The sequence below is a fragment of the Streptomyces venezuelae genome, from assembly GCF_008642335.1.
Classification (GTDB): Bacteria; Actinomycetota; Actinomycetes; order Streptomycetales; family Streptomycetaceae; genus Streptomyces; species Streptomyces venezuelae_F.
The window spans coordinates 1387553-1407173 of record NZ_CP029191.1 but is presented as its reverse complement, the minus strand read 5'-3'; the positions used below and the strand labels follow the sequence as shown (position 1 = coordinate 1407173).

General features: G+C 68.6%; 17 protein-coding genes and 1 pseudogene. 14 read left to right on the top strand and 4 right to left on the bottom strand.

From position 1 onward, the window contains the following. Window positions 1-97: 97 nt before the first annotated feature. The 3 genes from DEJ49_RS06230 (at window position 98) to DEJ49_RS06220 (ending at window position 4398) form a co-directional block, all read left to right on the top strand. Window positions 98-793, top strand: a complete 696-nt coding sequence (locus DEJ49_RS06230) for an HAD family hydrolase (protein WP_150183096.1) — start codon at window positions 98-100, stop codon at window positions 791-793. Window positions 794-1141: 348 nt separating this feature from the next. Continuing rightward, a complete protein-coding gene (locus DEJ49_RS06225; RefSeq protein ID WP_150183095.1) occupies window positions 1142-2749 on the top strand; it encodes an ABC transporter substrate-binding protein in 1608 nt (535 codons plus the stop codon). A gap of 62 nt (window positions 2750-2811) precedes the next feature. Continuing rightward, window positions 2812-4398 carry an ABC transporter substrate-binding protein gene (locus tag DEJ49_RS06220; RefSeq protein ID WP_150183093.1) on the top strand — a complete coding sequence of 529 codons (1587 nt, stop codon included), beginning with the start codon at window positions 2812-2814 and terminating at the stop codon, window positions 4396-4398. Window positions 4399-4473: 75 nt separating this feature from the next. On the opposite strand, the gene DEJ49_RS06215 is transcribed toward DEJ49_RS06220, so the two are convergent. After that, a complete protein-coding gene (locus tag DEJ49_RS06215; protein ID WP_150165899.1) occupies window positions 4474-5145 on the bottom strand; it encodes a response regulator in 672 nt (223 codons plus the stop codon). 15 nt (window positions 5146-5160) lie between these two features. Then, window positions 5161-6042: a RecB family exonuclease gene (locus tag DEJ49_RS06210; RefSeq protein WP_150183091.1), complete on the bottom strand. Its 882-nt coding sequence runs from the start codon at window positions 6040-6042 to the stop codon at window positions 5161-5163. Window positions 6043-6171: 129 nt separating this feature from the next. Here DEJ49_RS06210 and DEJ49_RS06205 point away from each other — a divergent pair, with 129 nt between their 5' ends. From DEJ49_RS06205 to DEJ49_RS06195, 3 genes are all read left to right on the top strand, one after another. Further along, complete coding sequence (locus DEJ49_RS06205; RefSeq protein WP_150183089.1) at window positions 6172-7683, top strand: site-2 protease family protein; 1512 nt, start codon at window positions 6172-6174, stop codon at window positions 7681-7683. Window positions 7684-7732: 49 nt separating this feature from the next. Continuing rightward, window positions 7733-8635 carry a tRNA (adenine-N1)-methyltransferase gene (locus DEJ49_RS06200; RefSeq protein WP_055567236.1) on the top strand — a complete coding sequence of 301 codons (903 nt, stop codon included), beginning with the start codon at window positions 7733-7735 and terminating at the stop codon, window positions 8633-8635. A 216-nt stretch (window positions 8636-8851) separates the two neighbouring features. After that, window positions 8852-9439 (top strand): hypothetical protein, encoded by a 588-nt coding sequence (locus tag DEJ49_RS06195; RefSeq protein ID WP_150183087.1) that lies wholly within the window; start codon window positions 8852-8854, stop codon window positions 9437-9439. Window positions 9440-9458: 19 nt separating this feature from the next. Here DEJ49_RS06195 and DEJ49_RS06190 read toward each other — a convergent pair whose 3' ends face one another. Next, complete coding sequence (locus tag DEJ49_RS06190; RefSeq protein WP_150165892.1) at window positions 9459-9770, bottom strand: ferredoxin; 312 nt, start codon at window positions 9768-9770, stop codon at window positions 9459-9461. 254 nt (window positions 9771-10024) lie between these two features. Between DEJ49_RS06190 and arc the strand changes: the two genes are divergently transcribed. The 6 genes and pseudogenes from arc (at window position 10025) to prcA (ending at window position 15736) form a co-directional block, all read left to right on the top strand. Beyond that, window positions 10025-11791: a proteasome ATPase gene (arc, locus tag DEJ49_RS06180; protein ID WP_150183085.1), complete on the top strand. Its 1767-nt coding sequence runs from the start codon at window positions 10025-10027 to the stop codon at window positions 11789-11791. Between the two features lie 213 nt (window positions 11792-12004). Continuing rightward, on the top strand, window positions 12005-13516 hold the full coding sequence (gene dop / locus DEJ49_RS06175; RefSeq protein ID WP_150183083.1) for a depupylase/deamidase Dop: 1512 nt from the start codon (window positions 12005-12007) through the stop codon (window positions 13514-13516). Between the two features lie 125 nt (window positions 13517-13641). Beyond that, window positions 13642-13860 (top strand): ubiquitin-like protein Pup, encoded by a 219-nt coding sequence (locus tag DEJ49_RS06170; RefSeq protein WP_150165888.1) that lies wholly within the window; start codon window positions 13642-13644, stop codon window positions 13858-13860. A 54-nt stretch (window positions 13861-13914) separates the two neighbouring features. After that, window positions 13915-14106 (top strand): annotated as a pseudogene (locus DEJ49_RS06165) (endonuclease VII domain-containing protein); the annotation flags it as partial. Beyond that, window positions 14058-14903: a proteasome subunit beta gene (gene prcB, locus DEJ49_RS06160; protein ID WP_150183081.1), complete on the top strand. Its 846-nt coding sequence runs from the start codon at window positions 14058-14060 to the stop codon at window positions 14901-14903. The pseudogene DEJ49_RS06165 and the gene prcB, both read left to right, overlap by 49 nt. Window positions 14904-14956: 53 nt before the next feature. Further along, entirely contained in the window at window positions 14957-15736 is a 780-nt protein-coding gene (gene prcA, locus DEJ49_RS06155; RefSeq protein ID WP_150183079.1) for a proteasome subunit alpha, read from the top strand. 69 nt (window positions 15737-15805) lie between these two features. On the opposite strand, the gene DEJ49_RS06150 is transcribed toward prcA, so the two are convergent. Beyond that, entirely contained in the window at window positions 15806-16828 is a 1023-nt protein-coding gene (locus DEJ49_RS06150; RefSeq protein WP_150183078.1) for a LacI family DNA-binding transcriptional regulator, read from the bottom strand. A 123-nt stretch (window positions 16829-16951) separates the two neighbouring features. Between DEJ49_RS06150 and DEJ49_RS06145 the strand changes: the two genes are divergently transcribed. Continuing rightward, a complete protein-coding gene (locus DEJ49_RS06145; protein ID WP_150183075.1) occupies window positions 16952-18211 on the top strand; it encodes an MFS transporter in 1260 nt (419 codons plus the stop codon). Window positions 18212-18220: 9 nt separating this feature from the next. Then, a complete protein-coding gene (gene pafA / locus DEJ49_RS06140) occupies window positions 18221-19582 on the top strand; it encodes a Pup--protein ligase (RefSeq protein WP_055567245.1) in 1362 nt (453 codons plus the stop codon). Window positions 19583-19621: the final 39 nt, after the last annotated feature.

The window sequence follows — 19621 nt, the reverse complement described above, 5'->3', positions numbered from 1 at the left end:
GCGCAGTCGTACACTGGTCGGTCCAGTGCAGGCCGGTTGCCTTCCCGCGAAAAGGAGGCAACCGGCCTTCTCGTCCCTTACGGAAGGTGTGGTCGCCTTGACCAGTACGGTTCCCGCGCTCGGCACCCCAATGGCCGAAAGCTCCGCCCTGCAGGGCGTGCTCCTCGACATGGACGGCACCCTCGTGGACACCGAGGGCTTCTGGTGGGACGCCGAGGTCGAGGTATTCGCCTCCCTGGGCCACGCTCTCGACGAGGCCTGGCGCGACGTCGTCGTCGGCGGCCCCATGACGCGCAGCGCCGGCTTCCTCATCGAGGCCACCGGCGCCGACATCACCGTCGCCGAGCTCACCGTGCTGCTCAACGACGGCTTCGAGAACCGCATCAGCCGCACCCTGCCGCTGATGCCGGGCGCCACGCGCCTGCTCGCCGAACTCGCCGCGCACGGCGTGCCGATGGCCCTGGTGTCCGCGTCGCACCGCCGCATCATCGACCGCGTCCTCGACTCGATCGGCGCCCACCACTTCGAACTCACCGTCGCCGGCGACGAGGTGGCCCGCACCAAGCCCCACCCCGACCCCTACCTCCTCGCGGCCAGGGGCCTCGGCGCGGACCCCGCCAGATGCGCGGTCATCGAGGACACCGCGACCGGCGTCGCCGCCGCGGAGGCCGCGGGCTGCCGCGTGGTGGCCGTGCCGTCGGTCGCCCCCATCCCCGCCGTCGCGGGCCGGACGGTCGTGCCGTCCCTCGAACACGTCAACCTGCCTTTCCTGCAAGGCCTGATGACTCTCTGACAGCTCCGTCGGTTTCATCGCCAACCCTGTTTCGGTGTGTGACGTTTCCCACCCGAACGGGGGTCGACAGTAGGGCCCTTGTGTGCTGTCCGCGATTGCGGGGTCCGGTGTGACGTGACGTTGTGTCCCGATTGGTGGGAGCGTGCACGAAACCTTCCGGTGTCGGGTTATCGGTGTGTCCACGCCCGGTTTCGCAGCGTGAGCGACAGCGCGTTCATGCGCCCTCCGACGCCCGTCTGGTGCGGACTAATCTCGTCGCGAGAACATCGCCCCACCCCCCGTGCCCCACCAACCCACACCCCGCGTTGCGGGACTCACGGGATTCAAGAGCTCTGGAGAACGTCGAGCATGAACCGCAAGACTTTGGTGCTGCCGGCAGTCATAGGTCTGCTCGCCCCCGCGCTCGCCGCGTGCGGTGGCTCGGACGGCGGCGACGGCGACAAGCCGATCGCGGTCGGCACCACGGACACGTTCGCCATCTCGAAGGAAGTCCCGGCCCCCTTCGACCCGGCGTACGCCTACGACGCGGGCTCCTGGAACGTCCTGCGCCAGACCGTGCAGACGCTGATGGGCATGCCGCGCGGCGGCGGCGACCCGCAGCCCGAGGCGGCCGAGCAGTGCGGCTTCACCGACACCGGCAACGAGCGGTACGCCTGCACCCTCCGCAAGGGGCTGAAGTTCTCCGACGGCTCACCGCTGACGGCCGCCGATGTGAAGTTCTCCATCGAGCGCGTCCGCGACATCAAGCTCAAGGACCCCAGCGGCTCCGACGGCCTGGTCTCCAACGTCGACGAGATCGAGGTCCAGGGCGACCGCGACATCGTCTTCCACCTCAAGACCCCCGACGCGACGTTCCCCTTCAAGCTGGCGACGCCCACCGCGGGCATCATCAGCAAGGAGCACTACAGCAAGAACAAGCTGCGTGACGGCTTCGAGGTCGACGGCTCCGGCCCGTACGTCGCCGAGCAGGAGGTCAAGGACAACCGCCTGGTCAAGACGGTGTTCACCAAGAACCCCCACTACAAGGGCGGGTTCAAGATCCAGAGCGACAAGGTGGAGCTCAGCAACTTCACCGACACCGACGCCATGGGCAAGGCGCTCGAGGACGGCGACATCGACCTGATGACGCGCACCATGTCGCCCGAGCAGGTCAAGGAGCTCGACGGCTCCACGAGCAAGAAGATCGACCTCGTCGACATGCAGGGCCTGGAGATCCGCTACCTCGCCTTCAACACCGACGCCCCCATGGCCAAGAACAAGGCCGTCCGCCAGGCCATCGCGCAGCTCGTCGACCGCGGCGCGCTCGCCTCCTCGGTGTACGGCTCGACGGCCGACCCGCTGTACTCGCTGGTGCCCTCGACCATCACCGGCCACGCCAACTCGTTCTTCAACAAGTACGGCAACCCGAGCACGGCCAAGGCCCGCAACCTGCTCAACAAGGCCAACATCTCCACGCCGGTGAAGATGACCCTGCACTACACGACCGACCACTACGGCCCCGGCACGAAGAAGGAGTTCGAGCTGCTGCAGAAGCAGCTGAACGACTCCGGCCTGTTCGACGTGTCGGTCAAGGGCGTGCCGTGGAACACCTTCCGCGCGGCCGAACGCGACGGCAAGTACGCGGCGTACGGCATGGGCTGGTTCCCCGACTTCCCCGACGCCGACAACTTCCTCGCGCCGTTCCTCGACAAGGACAACTTCCTCGGCTCGCCGTACGTCAACGACACGATCAACGACCAGCTGATCCCGATGTCCCGCCGCGAGGCCGACCGGCTCGCCGCCTCCAAGAGCATCCGCAAGATCCAGGACCTCGTCGCCGACGACGTCCCGGTCCTTCCGCTCTGGCAGGGCAAGCAGTACATCGCGGCGCGCGACGACATCACCGGCGTCGAGTGGGCCCTCAACTCCTCCTCGAACCTCCAGCTGTGGGAGCTCGGCCGCGGCGTCAGCGGCTGACCCCCCGCGCTCCGAGGGCACCTCAAGTTCCAGCGAACGACCACACCAACAAAGGCACGTACGTGAAATGTCGTAACCAGTGGCTGGCCCTTCCCCTCACGGGAGGGCTGGCCGCCGCCCTGCTGACCGGCTGCGGCACGGAATCGGGCGGCGCGGGGGACACGGGCGACGCGGTAGTGATGGGGATGTCCGACGACATCCTCGCCACCGACCCGGCGTCCGGCTACGACCCCGGCTCCTGGCTCCTGTTCAACAACGTCTTCCAGTCGCTCCTCAGCTTCCCCAAGGGCGCCACCGAGCCCGAGCCGGAGGCCGCCGAGGAGTGCGGGTTCACCGACACGGAGGCGAAGGTCTTCAAGTGCGAGCTGCGTGACGGGCTGAAGTTCAGCAACGGCAACGCGCTCACCTCGAAGGACGTCAAGTTCTCCTTCGACCGCATGCGGAAGATCAACGACGACGCCGGCCCGGCGCTGATGTTCCCGATGCTGGACCAGGTGCAGACGCCGGACGCCAAGACCGTCGTGTTCAAGCTCAAGTACTCCGACGCGACCTTCCCCAGCAAGATCGCCTCGGGCGCGGGCTCGATCGTGGACCACACCGAGTACGACATGAACCGGCTCCGCGAGGACGGCAAGGCCGTCGGCTCCGGACCGTACGAGCTGGACTCGTTCAGCAAGGAGCAGGCGGTCTTCTCCGTCAACTCCGAGTACAAGGGCACCGCGAAGACGAAGAACGACGGCATCGCCATCAAGTTCTTCCGCGGCGACCAGAAGGGCCTCAAGCAGGCCCTCCTCGACGGCAAGATCGACGTGGCCTACCGAGGCCTCGCCCCCGCCGACATCGCCGACATCGAGCAGGACACCTCCAAGGCCGGCCAGGACGTCGACATCGTCGAGGGCAACAGCGCCGAGGTGCAGCACCTGGTCTTCAACATGAAGGACCCGGTCGCGGGCAAGCTCGGCGTCCGCAAGGCCATGGCCTACCTGCTGGACCGGGACGCCCTGGTCAAGGAGGTCTACCAGGACACGGCCACGCCGCTGTACTCGATCGTCCCCGCCGGCATCGGCGGCCACAACACCGCCTTCTTCGACACCTACGGCGCCCGCCCGCAGCGCGCCAAGGCCGCCGCCGCGCTCCGCTCCGACGGCATCCAGGGCAAGGTCAAGCTCACCCTCTGGTCGACGCCCACCCGCTACGGCCCGGCCACCGACCAAGAGCTGCGGGCCATCGCCAAGCAGCTCAACGCCTCCGGCCTCTTCGACGCCGACGTGAAGTCCGTCGCCTTCGAGCAGTACGAGAAGGACATCGAAGCCGGCAAGTACGGCGTGTACGTCAAGGGCTGGGTCCCCGACTACCCGGACGCCGACAACTTCACCCAGCCGTTCTTCGGCAAGGGCAACGTCCTCGGCAACCACTTCGAGAACAACACCATCACCTCGAAGATCATCCCGAGCACCGCCACCGAGAGCGACCGCACCAGGACCGACAAGCAGTACGGCCGCCTCCAGGACATCGTGGCCGAGCAGGTGCCGATCCTGCCGGTGTGGCAGGCCAAGCAGTACGCCGTCGTCCGCGACAGCGTCTACGGCCTGGAGTCCTGCCTCGACGCCTCCACCGTCTTCCGCTTCTGGGAGATCAGCAAGGGCTGACACGGTGACGCACGGCGAAGGGCGGCCGCCCCCTCGGGGGACGGCCGCCCTTCCTCGTTCACACCCCGCAGGGCGTCACTGCGCGCCGGGACGCACCAGACCGCTCTCGTACGCGTACACAGCCGCCTGCACCCGGTCGCGCAGCCCCAGCTTCGTCAGCACGTGACCCACATGGGTCTTCACCGTCGTCTCGCTCACGAACAGGTCCGCGGCGATCTCCGCGTTCGACAGCCCGCGAGCGACCAGCTTCAACACCTCGACCTCACGGTCGGTCAGCGTGTGCAAGGTGTCGGGCACCGGCTCGTCACCCGACGGCAGATGCGCCGAGTACTTGTCCAGGAGGCGGCGCGTGATGCTCGGCGCGAGCATCGCCTCACCCGCCGCGACCACCCGGATCGCCTGCACCAGCTCGTTCGCCGGAGCATCCTTCAGGAGGAAGCCGCTGGCACCCGCGCGCAGCGCCTCCACCACGTACTCGTCCAGGTCGAACGTGGTCAGCACCAGCACCTTCGCCGGACCGTCCCGGCCCGGACCGGTGATCTGCCGCGTCGCCTCGACCCCGTCCATCCGCGGCATACGAATGTCCATGAGGACCACGTCGGGCTGCAGCGCCCGCACCTGATCCTGAGCCTGCAGGCCGTCTCCGGCCTCGCCGACGACCGCGATGTCCTGCTCGGCCTCCAGAATCATCCGGAACCCGGTGCGCAACAGCGGCTGGTCATCGACCAGTAGGACGCGGATGGCCACGTGTCTCTCCTTCAGCTAGCCCGCGCCCATTCTGCCCTGCTCGCCCTCCGCCGACTCGGGCGCCCTCACAGGAAGCGGATACGGCGGGGGAGTCCCGCCGAATTCGGGACAGACCGCCTGATGATCGCACCAACCGCACAATTTCGTCGGCTGCGGCCGCCAGTTCCCCGTCTCCGTCGCCAGCTCGATCGCCTCCCACAGCGCGAGCAGCTTCCGCTCCACCCGCTCCAGGTCCGCCACCACCGGGTCGTACGTGATCACATCACCACTGCCCAGATACACGAGCTGCAGACGGCGCGGCACCACACCCTTCAGCCGCCACACCACCAGCGCGTAGAACTTCATCTGGAACAGCGCGCCCTCCGCGTACTCGGGACGCGGAGCCTTGCCCGTCTTGTAGTCCACGATGCGGACCTCGCCCGAGGGCGCCACGTCCACCCGGTCGATGATCCCGCGCAGCTTCAGCCCCGAGTCCAGCTCGGCCTGCACGAACAGCTCCCGCTCGGCGGGCTCGAGACGCGTCGGATCCTCCAGCGTGAACCAGCGCTCCACCAGCTTCTCCGCGTCCGAGAGCCAGCGCGCCATCCGCTCGCCCTCGGGATCGTCCGCGAACAGCTCCGACAGCTCCGGCTTCGCCTCCCGCAGCCGGTCCCACTGCCCCGGAATGAGCGACTTGGCCCGCGGCGCCGTGCGCTCGCCCGCGGGCGCGTCGAAGAGCCGCTCCAGCACCGCATGCACCAAAGTGCCCCGCGTCGCCGCCTCACTCGGCTTCTCGGGCAGCTTGTCGATCACCCGGAACCGGTACAGCAACGGGCACTGCATGAAATCGCCCGCACGCGAGGGCGACAAGGACGCCGGGCGCACGGCCGCCACGGCATCGTCGGAGCTGGTTTCCATAGGGACAGACCCTACGACCCGACACTGACAACAGCCGCATACCATCGACGACAGACCCTCTCGCCCTGCATGATCGTGCGGGTAACCACGCCAGACCGGGGCGAGGGACGCTTCGAACGAGGGGACATCGTGGACGAAAGCGGCGAGAACGGCGGGCCGCAGTCCGACGGCGCGGAGGGCCTGCGGCCGGCGGAGCCACACGGCCCGCACCACGCGCCCGGCTCCCAGGAGCCGACGCGCCCGGTCGAGCCGTCGACGGACGACAACCGGACCTCCCTCACCAAGACACCAGGCACGGAGACGCAGCGCACGGAGACGCAGCGCACCGAAACGCCGCGCACCGAAACGCCGCGCACCGAAACGCCGCGCACCGAAACACAGCGCACCGAAGCGCCCGCGGGAGAGCGGCCCGCCGAAGACCGGCGCCCCCGCGCCGCCCGCTCCGGCCGCCCCGGCAAGGGAACCCCCGTACCGCCCAAGGCCCAGAAAGGCCCCGGCGGCGGACTCCTCATGGGCAAACCCTTCGGCGTACCCGTCTACGTCGCCCCCAGCTGGTTCCTCGTCGCCGCCCTCATCACCTGGGTCTTCGGCAACCAGCTCGACCGCGTCCTGCCCGAGCTCGGCGGCGCCCGCTACCTCGTCTCCCTCTTCTTCGCCGTCGCCTTCTACGCCTCCGTACTCGTCCACGAACTCGCCCACACCGTCGCGGCCCTCCGCTTCAAACTCCCCGTACGCCGCATCCAGCTCCAGTTCTTCGGCGGCGTCTCCGAGATCGAGAAGGAGTCCGAGACCCCCGGCCGCGAATTCGTCCTCGCCTTCGTCGGCCCCCTCCTCTCCCTCGTCCTCGCCGGCGTCTTCTACGCGGGCATGCAGGCCGTCGACGCGGGCACCGTCCCCGGCGTCCTCCTCGCCGGCCTGATGATCTCCAACCTCATCGTCGCCGCCTTCAACCTCCTGCCGGGACTGCCCCTCGACGGCGGCCGCATGCTGCGCGCCGTCGTCTGGAAGATCACCGGCAAGCCCATGAGCGGCACCGTCGCAGCCGCCTGGGTCGGCCGCGCCCTCGCCATCTCCGTCCTCATCGGCCTGCCCCTGCTCAACCAGTCCGGCGCCCTCGGCGGCGAGGCCCAGGACATCGGCGGCATGGACACCGTCACCGACGCCCTCCTCGCCGCGATCCTCGCCGCGATCATCTGGACCGGCGCCGGAAACAGCCTCCGCATGGCCCGCCTCCGCGAGCACCTGCCCGAACTCCGCGCCCGCACCCTGACCCGCCGCGCCGTCCCCGTCGAGAGCGAGACCCCCCTCTCCGAAGCACTGCGCCGCGCCAACGACGCGGGCGCCCGCGCCCTCGTCGTCGTCGACACCGACGGCGACCCCATGGCCCTCGTCCGCGAAGCGGCCATCGTCTCCGTGCCCCAGCACCGCCGCCCCTGGGTCGGCGTCGGCGGCCTCGCCCAGGACCTCACCGAAGGCATGCGCATCTCCGCCGAGCTCGCCGGCGAGGAACTCCTCGACACCCTCCGCGCCACGCCCGCCACCGAATACCTCGTCGTCGAGGAGTCCGGCGAGATCTACGGAGTCCTCTCCGCCGCCGACGTCGAGCGCGCCTTCGTCAAGGCCATGGCCCGCCCCACCTAGGCGGGCCTCGGTGGTCGGCGGCCCGCGCGGAGGCCGGTAGGCTGGTCACATGTCCGAACCGACCGGTGCCGCCCGCCGTCGCGGGCCCTTCAAGGTCGGGGACCAGGTCCAGCTCACCGACCCCAAGGGACGCCACTACACGTTCACGCTCGAGGCCGGGAAGAACTTCCACACCCACAAGGGTTCCTTCCCCCACGACGAGCTGATCGGCGCTCCCGAGGGCAGTGTTGTCCGAACCACGGGAAACGTCGCCTACCTGGCGCTGCGACCCCTGCTCCCCGACTACGTCCTGTCCATGCCCCGCGGCGCCGCCGTGGTCTACCCCAAGGACGCGGGGCAGATCCTGGCCTTCGCCGACATCTTCCCCGGCGCACGCGTCGTCGAGGCGGGCGTGGGCTCCGGTTCGCTGAGCAGCTTCCTGCTCCGCGCCATCGGCGACCAGGGCATGCTGCACTCCTACGAGCGCCGCGAGGACTTCGCCGAGATCGCCCAGCAGAACGTCGAGCGCTACTTCGGCGGGCCGCACCCCGCCTGGCAGCTCACCGTCGGCGACCTCCAGGACAACCTCAGCGACACCGAGGTCGACCGGGTCATCCTCGACATGCTCGCCCCCTGGGAATGCCTGGAGGCCGTCTCCAAGGCACTCGTCCCCGGCGGCATCCTCTGCTGCTATGTCGCGACCACCACCCAGCTCGCACGGACCGTCGAGTCCATCCGTGAGATCGGCGGCTTCAACGAGCCGACCGCCTGGGAATCGATGATCCGCAACTGGCACATCGAGGGCCTCGCCGTCCGCCCCGACCACCGCATGATCGGGCACACCGGCTTCCTCCTCACCGCCCGCCGCCTCGCGGACGGCGTCGAGCCGCCCATGCGCCGCCGCCGCCCCGCCAAGGGTGCCTACGGCGAGGACTACTCGGGCCCCAACGCCGACGGCGGCTCCCCGCGCTGAGCCGCGGCACGCCCCGTCCAAAAAGCAGGCGCCGCCGCCGAGTTCCCTGACCGACCAGGGAACTCGGCGGCGGCGCCGTTTCGTTGGCAGAACACCAGCCCCGTACCGCGAGAACCGCGAGAACCACCGGGACCCCGGTGTTCCTCCTCACTGTGACGTATGGCACGATGCTGGCCACCTCCCCGCCGGCACAGCCCTCACAGGAGACGCTTCCCCGTGCAGCACCCCGCGGTCCCGGAACTGGCACACACCACCACCCGCCCCATCCACTGGCTGGCCACCGCGGCCGCACTCGCCGCCGTCGTCGCGGGCTCCGCCGTCCTGCAGCCCGACGCCGCCACCGCGGCCCAGACCGGCCCCAAGACACACTCCAGGGCCGCTGCCGGCGCACCCGCCCCGGCCCCCGCGCCCGACCCCGCCGCCGTCACCTTCCCGATCGCCTGCGGCCCCGTGGAACCCGTCGTGAAGAAGAAGGCCTCCGGCGACCTCGACGGCGACGGCAGGCCCGAAACCGTCGCGGTCGTCCACTGCGAAGCGGGCTCGGGCACCCCGCCCGACGGGATCTACGTCATCACCGGGCCCCGCACCGGCAAACCCCGCGTCGTCGCCACCCTCGTCGACCCCAAGGACCGGCAGAACGCCACCGGCCTCGCCCTGCGCGACGGCGCCGTCACCGCGACCCTGCTCGGCTACTCCTCACCCGACGTGCCCCGCTGCTGCCCCGACCGCAAGGACAAGGCCAAGTGGCAGTGGAAGGACGGCACGTTCGAGCGGACCACCCCCGCGGGGGCACACAGCGTGTGACACCGCCGCAGGGGTGAAATCAGGCCGCGTCGGGGCCGTACACCTCGACGCTGTCCGAAACGCGGCGCACATGAATGCAGTCCCCGGGACACTCCTTGGCCGAGTCCACCACATCGTTGAGGAGCGTCAGCGGCACGGGCGTTGTCGCCCCCGGAGCCTGCAACAGCTCGTCGTCGGCGCTCTTCACATACGCCAGACCATCGATGTCCAGCTCGAAGACCTCGGGCGCGTACTGCGCGCAGATGCCGTCCCCGGTACAGAGGTCCTGGTCGATCCAGACCTCCAGATCGTGGCCCTCACTGCCGGTCTCGGCCTCGTGCCGCACGGTCATCTCTCCTGCCGGTCGCTGCGCCGAGCAGCCCGACAATGCAGCAAGTCGGGCCAGCCCTGACGGGTGTTGAACACTTCGACGATACAACCGCCCGCTTTCCGATGTTGATGGGTGGGTATTCCCCTGGTGTGAGGGAGAGCGCAAGGGTGAAGATCGGACACACCCCCACTGTCTTTGTGATCTAGGGGTTTCAATCGACACCCACCCAGGTAGGGTCAGGAAGCGTCCAGCTCCCCTTGGAGGAGGTGAGGACCGTGGCAGCCCACGACGACGACATCAACCGCGGCATCCGGCCGGGGCGAGGGTCTGAAGACCCTGCCGGTCAGGTTGCCTATCTCGAGCAGGAAATCGCCGTCCTGCGACGCAAGCTCGCCGACTCTCCGCGTCATACGAGGATTCTCGAAGAGCGGATCGTCGAGCTGCAGACCAACCTGGCCGGCGTGTCCGCACAGAACGAGCGGCTCGCCAACACGCTCCGTGAGGCCCGCGACCAGATCGTGGCCCTCAAGGAAGAAGTCGACCGGCTCGCACAGCCACCGGCCGGCTTCGGAGTCTTCCTCGCGGCGAACGAGGACGGCACGGCGGACATCTTCACCGGGGGCCGCAAGCTCCGGGTGAACGTCAGCCCAGGCGTGGAGCTCGAAGAGCTCAGGCGCGGCCAGGAAGTCATGCTCAACGAAGCGCTCAACGTGGTCGAGGCCATGGAGTACGAGAGCGTCGGCGACATCGTCACCCTCAAGGAGATCCTCGAGGACGGCGACCGAGCCCTGGTGGTGGGACACACCGACGAAGAACGAGTGGTCCGGCTCGCCGAACCCCTCCTCGACGTCACCATCCGACCGGGCGACGCCCTCCTTCTCGAACCCCGCTCCGGCTACGTCTACGAAGTCGTGCCCAAGAGCGAGGTCGAAGAACTCGTCCTCGAAGAAGTCCCCGACATCAGCTACGAAAAGATCGGCGGCCTCGGCGGCCAGATCGAAATGATCCGGGACGCCGTCGAACTTCCGTACCTCTACCCCGACCTCTTCAAGGAGCACGAACTGCGGCCCCCCAAGGGTGTGCTGCTGTACGGGCCCCCCGGCTGCGGCAAGACGCTGATCGCGAAGGCCGTCGCCAACTCGCTCGCCAAGAAGGTCGCCGAGGTGACCGGCCAGCCCGCGGGGAAGAGCTACTTCCTCAACATCAAGGGCCCCGAGCTCCTCAACAAGTACGTCGGCGAGACCGAGCGACACATCCGCCTGGTCTTCCAGCGTGCCCGCGAGAAGGCGAGCGAGGGCACCCCCGTCATCGTCTTCTTCGACGAGATGGAATCCCTCTTCCGCACCCGCGGATCCGGCGTCAGCTCGGACGTGGAGAACACCATCGTCCCCCAGCTGCTCGCCGAGATCGACGGCGTGGAAGGCCTGGAGAACGTCATCGTCATCGGCGCCTCCAACCGCGAGGACATGATCGACCCCGCGATCCTTCGCCCCGGACGACTCGACGTCAAGATCAAGATCGAGCGCCCGGACGCCGAAGCGGCCAAGGACATCTTCGCCAAGTACCTCACCGAACGCCTCCCCCTGCACGCCGACGACCTCGCCGAGCACAGCGCCGACCGGCGCGCCACGGTGGACGGCATGATCCAGTCCGTCGTCGAGCAGATGTACGCGGAGTCCGAGGAGAACCGCTTCCTCGAGGTGACGTACGCCAACGGAGACAAGGAAGTCCTCTACTTCAAGGACTTCAACTCCGGCGCCATGATCGAGAACATCGTGGGCCGCGCCAAGAAGATGGCCATCAAGGCCTTCCTCGAAGCGAACCAGAAGGGCCTCCGGGTCGCTCACCTCCTCCAGGCTTGCATCGACGAGTTCAAGGAGAACGAGGACCTGCCCAACACCACCAACCCCGACGACTGGGCCAGGATCTCCGGAAAGAAGGGCGAACGGATCGTGTACATCCGTACCCTCGTCACCGGAAAGCAGGGCGCGGACACGGGACGCTCCATCGACACGGTGGCCAACACCGGTCAGTACCTGTAGAACACAGGGCGGCTGCGGGTGTCCTTCACGGGTACCCGCAGCCGTCTGTTTTTCAATGACAGCAATGATCTCCCCACCAGCGCAAAGGCGTTCTAGGCTCTTCGGTACCGCCGAGTCGCGCAGTGCGGGGACGGGCACCGCACACGCACCGGAGCACCAGCGGTACTTGAGCGCCGTTCCCGAACGGGAGCGCCGCCGGGCAAGGAGGGCCGCATGACCGTACGGCGAGTAATGGGCATCGAGACGGAGTACGGCATCTCCGTCCCCGGCCACCCCAACGCCAATGCCATGCTCACCTCGTCCCAGATCGTCAACGCCTACGCCGCGGCGATGCACCGGGCGCGACGCGCCCGCTGGGACTTCGAGGAAGAGAACCCGCTGCGGGACGCGCGGGGCTTCGACCTCGCCCGCGAGGCCGCCGACGCCAGCCAGCTGACCGACGAGGACATCGGCCTCGCCAACGTCATCCTCACCAACGGCGCACGCCTGTACGTCGACCACGCACACCCCGAGTACAGCTCCCCGGAGATCACCAACCCCTGGGACGCCGTCCTCTGGGACAAGGCCGGCGAACGCATCATGGCCGAGGCCGCGGAGCGCGCCGCGGCACTGCCCGGCGCCCAGCCGATCCACCTCTACAAGAACAACACCGACAACAAGGGCGCCTCCTACGGCACGCACGAGAACTACCTGATGAAGCGGGACACCCCCTTCTCCGACATCGTGCGGCACCTGACCCCGTTCTTCGTCTCCCGCCAGGTCGTCACCGGAGCGGGACGCGTCGGGATCGGACAGGACGGCCACGAACACGGCTTCCAGCTCAGCCAGCGCGCCGACTACTTCGAGGTCGAGGTCGGCCTGGAGACCACCCTCAAGCGCCCCATCATCAACACCCGCGACGAGCCCCACTCGGACGCCGAGAAGTACCGCAGGCTCCACGTCATCATCGGCGACGCCAACCTCTCCGAGATCTCGACGTACCTGAAGCTCGGCACGACGTCCCTGGTCCTCGCGATGATCGAGGACGCCTTCATCAACGTCGACCTCGCCGTCGACCAGCCCGTGCGCACGCTGCACCAGGTGTCCCACGACCCGTCCCTCAAGCACCTCATCACCCTTCGTAGCGGCCGGTCACTCACCGCGGTGCAGCTCCAGATGGAGTACTTCGAGCTGGCCCGCAAATACGTCGAGGAGCGGTACGGCTCCGATGCGGACGACCAGACCAAGGACGTCCTGTCCCGCTGGGAAGACGTCCTCGGCCGCCTGGAGAGCGACCCGATGAGCCTCTCCGGAGAGCTCGACTGGGTCGCCAAACGAGAACTCATGGAGGGCTACCGCCGGCGCGACAGCCTCGACTGGGACGCCGCACGCCTCCACCTCGTCGACCTTCAGTACGCGGACGTACGGGCCGAGAAGGGCCTGTACAACCGCCTGGTGGCGCGGGGCAAGATGAAGCGGCTCCTCGACGAGGCGGACGTCGAACGGGCCACCACCAAGCCGCCCGAGGACACGCGCGCGTACTTCCGCGGCCGCTGCCTCGAGCAGTACGCGGACGACGTGGCCGCGGCGTCCTGGGACTCGGTCATCTTCGACCTCCCCGGCCGTGACTCTCTGCAACGGGTCCCCACGCTGGAGCCCCTGCGCGGCACGAGGAACCACGTCAAGGAACTCCTGGACCGCTGCCGCACGGCAGAGGACCTGGTTCGGGTCCTCTCGGGCGGCTGAAAGGTCATCGGCGGGGGAATCACACAGGTGGGTCCCCGCACGTTGAGGCAACTGCGGGGCCGATGTCGGACCCAAAGCGTAGGGTCTGATCAAGAACGTCTAACCGAGCGAGCGGGGTGAGGTAGATGGCGACCAAGGACACCGGCGGCGGACAGCAGAAGGCGACGCGTCCCACCGAGGAGACCGAGGAGCAGACGCAGGACGCGCAGGCTTCGGAAGACCTCAAGGAACGCCAGGAGAAGCTGAGCGACGACGTCGACTCTGTGCTGGACGAAATCGATGATGTGCTCGAGGAGAACGCCGAGGACTTCGTGCGGTCCTTCGTTCAGAAGGGTGGGCAGTAGAGCCCTTTCCCCTTCGAAACCAAGGTTCGTGTGGGGCAGGGGTGCGCGGCCTTTGCCCCCGCAATCCATGTGGATCACTGCCACGAGACGGGTAAAGTCCGTGGCGTACTGTGCTTCAACTGCAATTCGGCCATCGGCAAGTTGGGAGACGATCCCGACACTGTTCGTCGGGCTGCCGCCTACTTGGAAGGATCCTCGTGGAAGCCAACACTCGTAGCACCGGGCGTCTACCAGCTGCCTTCCTGACGCCTGGTTCGTCGTCCTTCATGGACTTCCTGTCCGAGCATCAGCCCGAGATTCTGCCGGGCAACCGTCAACTGCCGCCCACGCAGGGCGTCATCGAGGCGCCGCACGGCACGACCATCGTGGCCGTGACGTTCCCCGGCGGTGTCGTCCTCGCCGGCGACCGGCGGGCGACGATGGGCAATGTCATCGCGCAGCGTGACATCGAGAAGGTGTTCCCGGCTGATGAGTACTCGGCGGTGGGCATCGCCGGTACGGCGGGTCTGGCCGTGGAGATGGTGAAGCTCTTCCAGCTGGAGCTGGAGCACTTCGAGAAGGTGGAAGGCGCCACGCTGTCGCTGGAGGGCAAGGCGAACCGGCTCTCCACGATGATCCGCAGCAACCTCGGCATGGCCATGCAGGGCCTCGCCGTGGTGCCGCTCTTCGCGGGGTACGACGTGGACCGCGAGAAGGGCCGCATCTTCTCGTACGACGTCACGGGCGGTCGTTCGGAGGAGCACGGTTTCGCGGCGACCGGTTCGGGTTCGGTCTTCGCGCGCGGTGCGATGAAGAAGCTCTACCACGACGGTCTGACCGAGGAGCAGGCGACGACGCTGGTCGTCCAGGCGTTGTACGACGCCGCGGACGACGACTCGGCGACGGGCGGTCCCGATGTGGCGCGGCGGATCTACCCCATCGTCACCGTGATTTCCGACGAGGGGTTCCGCAGGCTGACGGACGACGAGTCGTCGGCCATTGCGCGTTCGATTCTGGAGAAGCGTCTGGAGCAGCCTGACGGCCCGCGGGCCGCGCTGCTCTGAGCGTTCCGAATTCGCCACTGACTGAAGTTTTTTGACAGAAAGGGACGGATCCGGTGTCGACGCCGTTCTATGTCTCACCCCAGCAGGCCATGGCCGACCGGGCGGAATACGCCCGGAAGGGCATCGCGCGTGGCCGCAGCCTTGTCGTGATGCAGTTTGCCGACGGCATCGTGTTCGTCGGCGAGAACCCGTCCCGTGCGCTGCACAAGTTCAGCGAGATCTATGACCGGATCGGCTTCGCGGCCGCCGGTAAGTACAACGAGTACGAGAATCTGCGGATCGGCGGCGTGCGGTATGCCGACCTCCGCGGTTACACGTACGACCGTGATGATGTGACGGCCCGTGGCCTGGCGAACGTGTACGCGCAGACGCTCGGCACGATCTTCTCCAGCAATGCGGAGAAGCCGTACGAGGTGGAGCTGGTGGTGGCCGAGGTCGGCACCACGGCCGACGGTGATCAGATCTATCGCCTGCCGCATGACGGTTCGATCGTGGATGAGCACGGTTCGGTCGCGGTCGGTGGCAATGCCGAGCAGATCAGCAGCTATCTCGATCAGCGGCACCGGGACGGGATGACGCTGGCGGAGGCGCTGAAGCTCGCGGTGCAGGCGCTGTCCCGCGACACCAACGGCAGTGAGCGGGAGATCCCCGCGGAGCGGCTCGAGGTGGCGGTGCTCGACCGGACGCGGCCTCAGCAGCGTAAGTTCAAGCGGATCGTGGGGCGTCAGCTGTCGCGGCTGCTCGACGAGGGCGGTGCGACGGACGCGCCGACCGATACGGACACGGACGGGGACGCGGGGTCCACGCAGCAGTCGGGCGGCGACGTCGAGTAGTCCACGCGGGCGTGCGCCCCGTGTTCCGGCCTCTGGGCCGGGGCGCGGGGCGCTTTTTCGTGTGCCGAGTCAGCGCGCGGGGCCCGTGGAGCCGCGTACGACCAGTTCGACCGGGAGGGGTGTGGCGTCGGGCTCGCGGCCCTCCAGGACGGCGACGAGGGACTCCATGGCGCGTTCGCCGAAGCGCTCGGCGGGGAGTCGGACGGTGGTGAGTTCGGGTTCGACGGCGGTTGCGAGGGTGAGGTCGTCGAAGCCCGTCACCGAGACGTCCTCGGGGACGCGCAGGCCGAGGCGTCGTGCCGCTTTGCAGGCGCCGGCGGAGAGGAAGTCGTCGTCGCAGACGATGGCGGTGGGGCGGGGTCCCGGGCCGGAGAGGGCGGCTTCGGCGACGGCGCGGGCGCCCTCGACGTTCAGGGGGGCGGCGACGCGGCGTACGGCGGTGTCGGTGCCGCGCAGGGTGCGGGCGAGCGCTTCGGCGCGTACGTCGAAGGTCCAGGAGTCGACGGCGGCGGCGAGGTGGAGGAAGTCGCGGTGGCCGAGGGCGAGGAGGTGTTCGGTGACGCGGCGCATGCCGTCGGCGAGGTCGAGGTTGACGGTGGCGGCGCCGAGGCTGCCCGCGGGGTCGCTGTCGAGCATGACGAGGGGGAGGTCGTCGCCGCGGATGGTGGCGAGGGCGTCGGAGGCCATGGAGGAGGCGAGGACGCCGTCGAGGGAGGCGCGGGCGGAGGCGAAGGGGTCGCGGGCGGGGCCGATGCCGTCGGGGGAGGGGTAGAGGACGACGCCGAAGCCGTGGCGGGCGGCGATGCGGGCGACTCCGGTGTAGACGTGGGCGAAGAACTCGTTGGTGAGTTCGGGGACGACGAGGAGAGCTGTCCGGGTGCGGCCGAGGCGGAGGTTGCGGGCGGCGAGGTTGGGGCGGTAGCCGAGTTCGCGGGCGGCGGCGCGGACGCGTTCGGCGGTGGGTTCGGCGACGCGGCCGCGCCATTTGTCGCCGAGCACGAGGGAGACGGTGGCCTGGGAGACGCCCGCCGCGCGGGCGACGTCGCGGCTGGTGGGGCGTGGGGCCCCGGCTTCTTGTAGTGGCCCGGCCACTGTCACCTCCCGTTCTGGTGTGGACCCGCGGATGTGGACCTGCGGACTGGGCTCATGGTACGTATGACGCCGGACGTTATACGTAAAACCCCGGCTCGGCGTGCGGGGGGAGGGCGGGAGAGCATGGCTGCGGGATACGCGGAGATCCTCCGGACGCGGTACGCGACGCGGCTGCTGGCCGGGACGCTGGTGGGCCGGCTGCCGAACGCGACGGCGGCGATCGCGATCGTGCTGTTCATCCGGGCGGAGGGCGGCACGTACAGCCTGGCCGGTGCGCTGGCCGCGGTGTACGGCGTGGCCAACGCGGTCGGCCAGCCGCTGCTCGGGCGTCTGGTCGACCTGCACGGCCAGCCGCGCGTCCAGCTGCCCGCCGCGCTCCTCTCCGCGCTCGGCATGGCCCTGTTCGCCTTCACGGGCCCCGACCAGTTGGCGCTCGCCTACGGGGCGGTGGCGGCCGCGGGGCTGTTCACGCCGCCTCTGGAGGGCGGTCTGCGGGCGCTGTGGCCGAGCGTCCTCGGCAAGGAGGAGCAGGTCCACACGGCGTACGCGATGGACGCGATAGCGCAGGAAGTGATGTTCACCGTCGGCCCGTTGCTGGTGACCGGGTGTGTGGCGCTGTGGTCGGAGCAGGCGGCGCTGCTCGTCGTCAACGCGCTGGGTGTCCTCGGCGCCCTCTCCGTAGTGGTGTCGCAGCCCTCGCGCGCGTGGCGTTCGGCGCCGAGGGAGGCGCACTGGCTCGGGGCGCTGCGCTCGCGCGGGCTGCTCGCGCTCCTCGGCGCGTTCCTGTTCATCGGGATGGCGCTGGGTTCCATCACGGTCGCGGGCGTGTCGTACGCGGACGGGAACGGCGGCGACGCGGTCTACGGGTGGATGATGGCGGCGCTCGGACTCGGTGCGCTGGTCGGCGGGTCCGTCTATGGGGCGCGGCAGTGGAGTGGTGTGCCGGAGCGGCGGTTGAGCGTCCTGGTGGCGCTGCTGGCGGTCTTCTACTGGCCGCTGACGCTCACTCCGGGCGCGGTCGCGATGACGGCGCTGACGGCGCTCGCGGGGGTGTTTCTCGCGCCGGCGCTCGCGTGCGCGTTCATCATCGTGGACCGGCATGCTCCGCGCGGGACGGTGACGGAGGCGTTCTCGTGGCTGGTGACGACGTTCACGGTGGGGGCGTCGCTGGGGACGGCGGCGGCGGGTCCGGTGGTCGAGTGGGGCGGGACGGCGTGGGGGTTCGCGGTGCCGGGTCTGGCGGGAGCGGCCGCTCTGGTGGTTCTGCTGGCGACGGCGCGGGTACTCGTACCGGCCGGAGAATCGGGGGTTGTTGCGGGTTCATCGGAAAATGATCGAAACGGTGCTGCCGAACCCGGTTTCAGTACCCCGCATCAGGCGTAATGTTCAGACATGGACCGCCGCATTTTCGGGCTGGAGAACGAGTACGGCGTCACGTGCACGTTCAGGGGACAGCGCCGTCTGTCGCCTGACGAGGTGGCGCGCTACCTCTTCCGCCGTGTCGTGTCATGGGGCCGCAGCAGCAACGTCTTTCTGCGGAACGGCGCCCGCCTCTATCTTGACGTGGGATCACATCCGGAATACGCGACACCGGAATGTGACAACGTGACCGAGCTGGTCACCCACGACAAAGCGGGCGAGCGCATTCTGGAAGGCCTGCTCGTCGACGCCGAACGCCGCCTGCACGAGGAGGGAATCGCGGGCGACGTCTATCTTTTCAAGAACAACACCGATTCGGCGGGAAACTCCTACGGGTGCCACGAGAACTATCTGGTGGCCCGTCACGGGGAGTTCTCCCGGCTCGCGGACATCCTCATCCCGTTCCTCGTCACCCGGCAGCTGCTGTGCGGCGCGGGCAAGGTGCTGCAGACTCCGCGCGGCGCCGTGTACTGCGTGAGCCAGCGTGCCGAGCACATCTGGGAAGGGGTGTCCTCCGCGACCACCCGTTCCCGGCCGATCATCAACACCCGCGACGAACCGCACGCGGACGCCGAGCGGTACCGCAGGCTCCACGTCATCGTGGGTGACTCGAACATGTCCGAGACGACCATGCTCCTCAAGGTCGGCGCCACCGATCTGGTGCTGCGCATGATCGAGGCGGGCACGGTCATGCGGGATCTCACTCTGGAGAACCCGATCAGGGCCATCCGTGAGGTGTCGCACGACATCACGGGCCGCCGCAAGGTGCGTCTGGCCAGTGGCCGTGAGGCCTCGGCCCTCGAAGTGCAGCGTGAGTACTACGAGAAGGCGGTGGACTTCGTCGACCGCCGCGGCATCCGCACCGGGACGGTCGAACAGGTCCTGGAGCTGTGGGGCCGCACGCTGGACGCGATCGAGTCGGAGGACCTCGACCGCATCGGCACCGAGATCGACTGGGTCATGAAGTACAAGCTCATCGAGCGGTACCGGGCGAAGAACAACATGACCATGTCGCATCCGCGGGTCGCGCAGATAGACCTCGCCTACCACGACATCCACCGTCGGCGAGGGCTGTACTACCTCCTGGAGAAGAAGGGGCAAGCCGCGCGGATCTGCAACGACTTGAAGATCTTCGAGGGCAAGTCGGTGCCGCCGCAGACCACCCGCGCCCGGCTGCGCGGCGACTTCATCCGGCGGGCGCAGGAGCAGCGCCGTGACTTCACGGTCGACTGGGTCCACCTCAAGCTCAACGACCAGGCGCAGCGCACGGTGTTGTGCAAGGACCCCTTCCGGTCCGTGGACGACCGGGTGGAGAAGCTGATCGCCGGAATGTGACCCAAGTGGCCCCAACGTCCTGTGTGGCGTTGCGGGAAC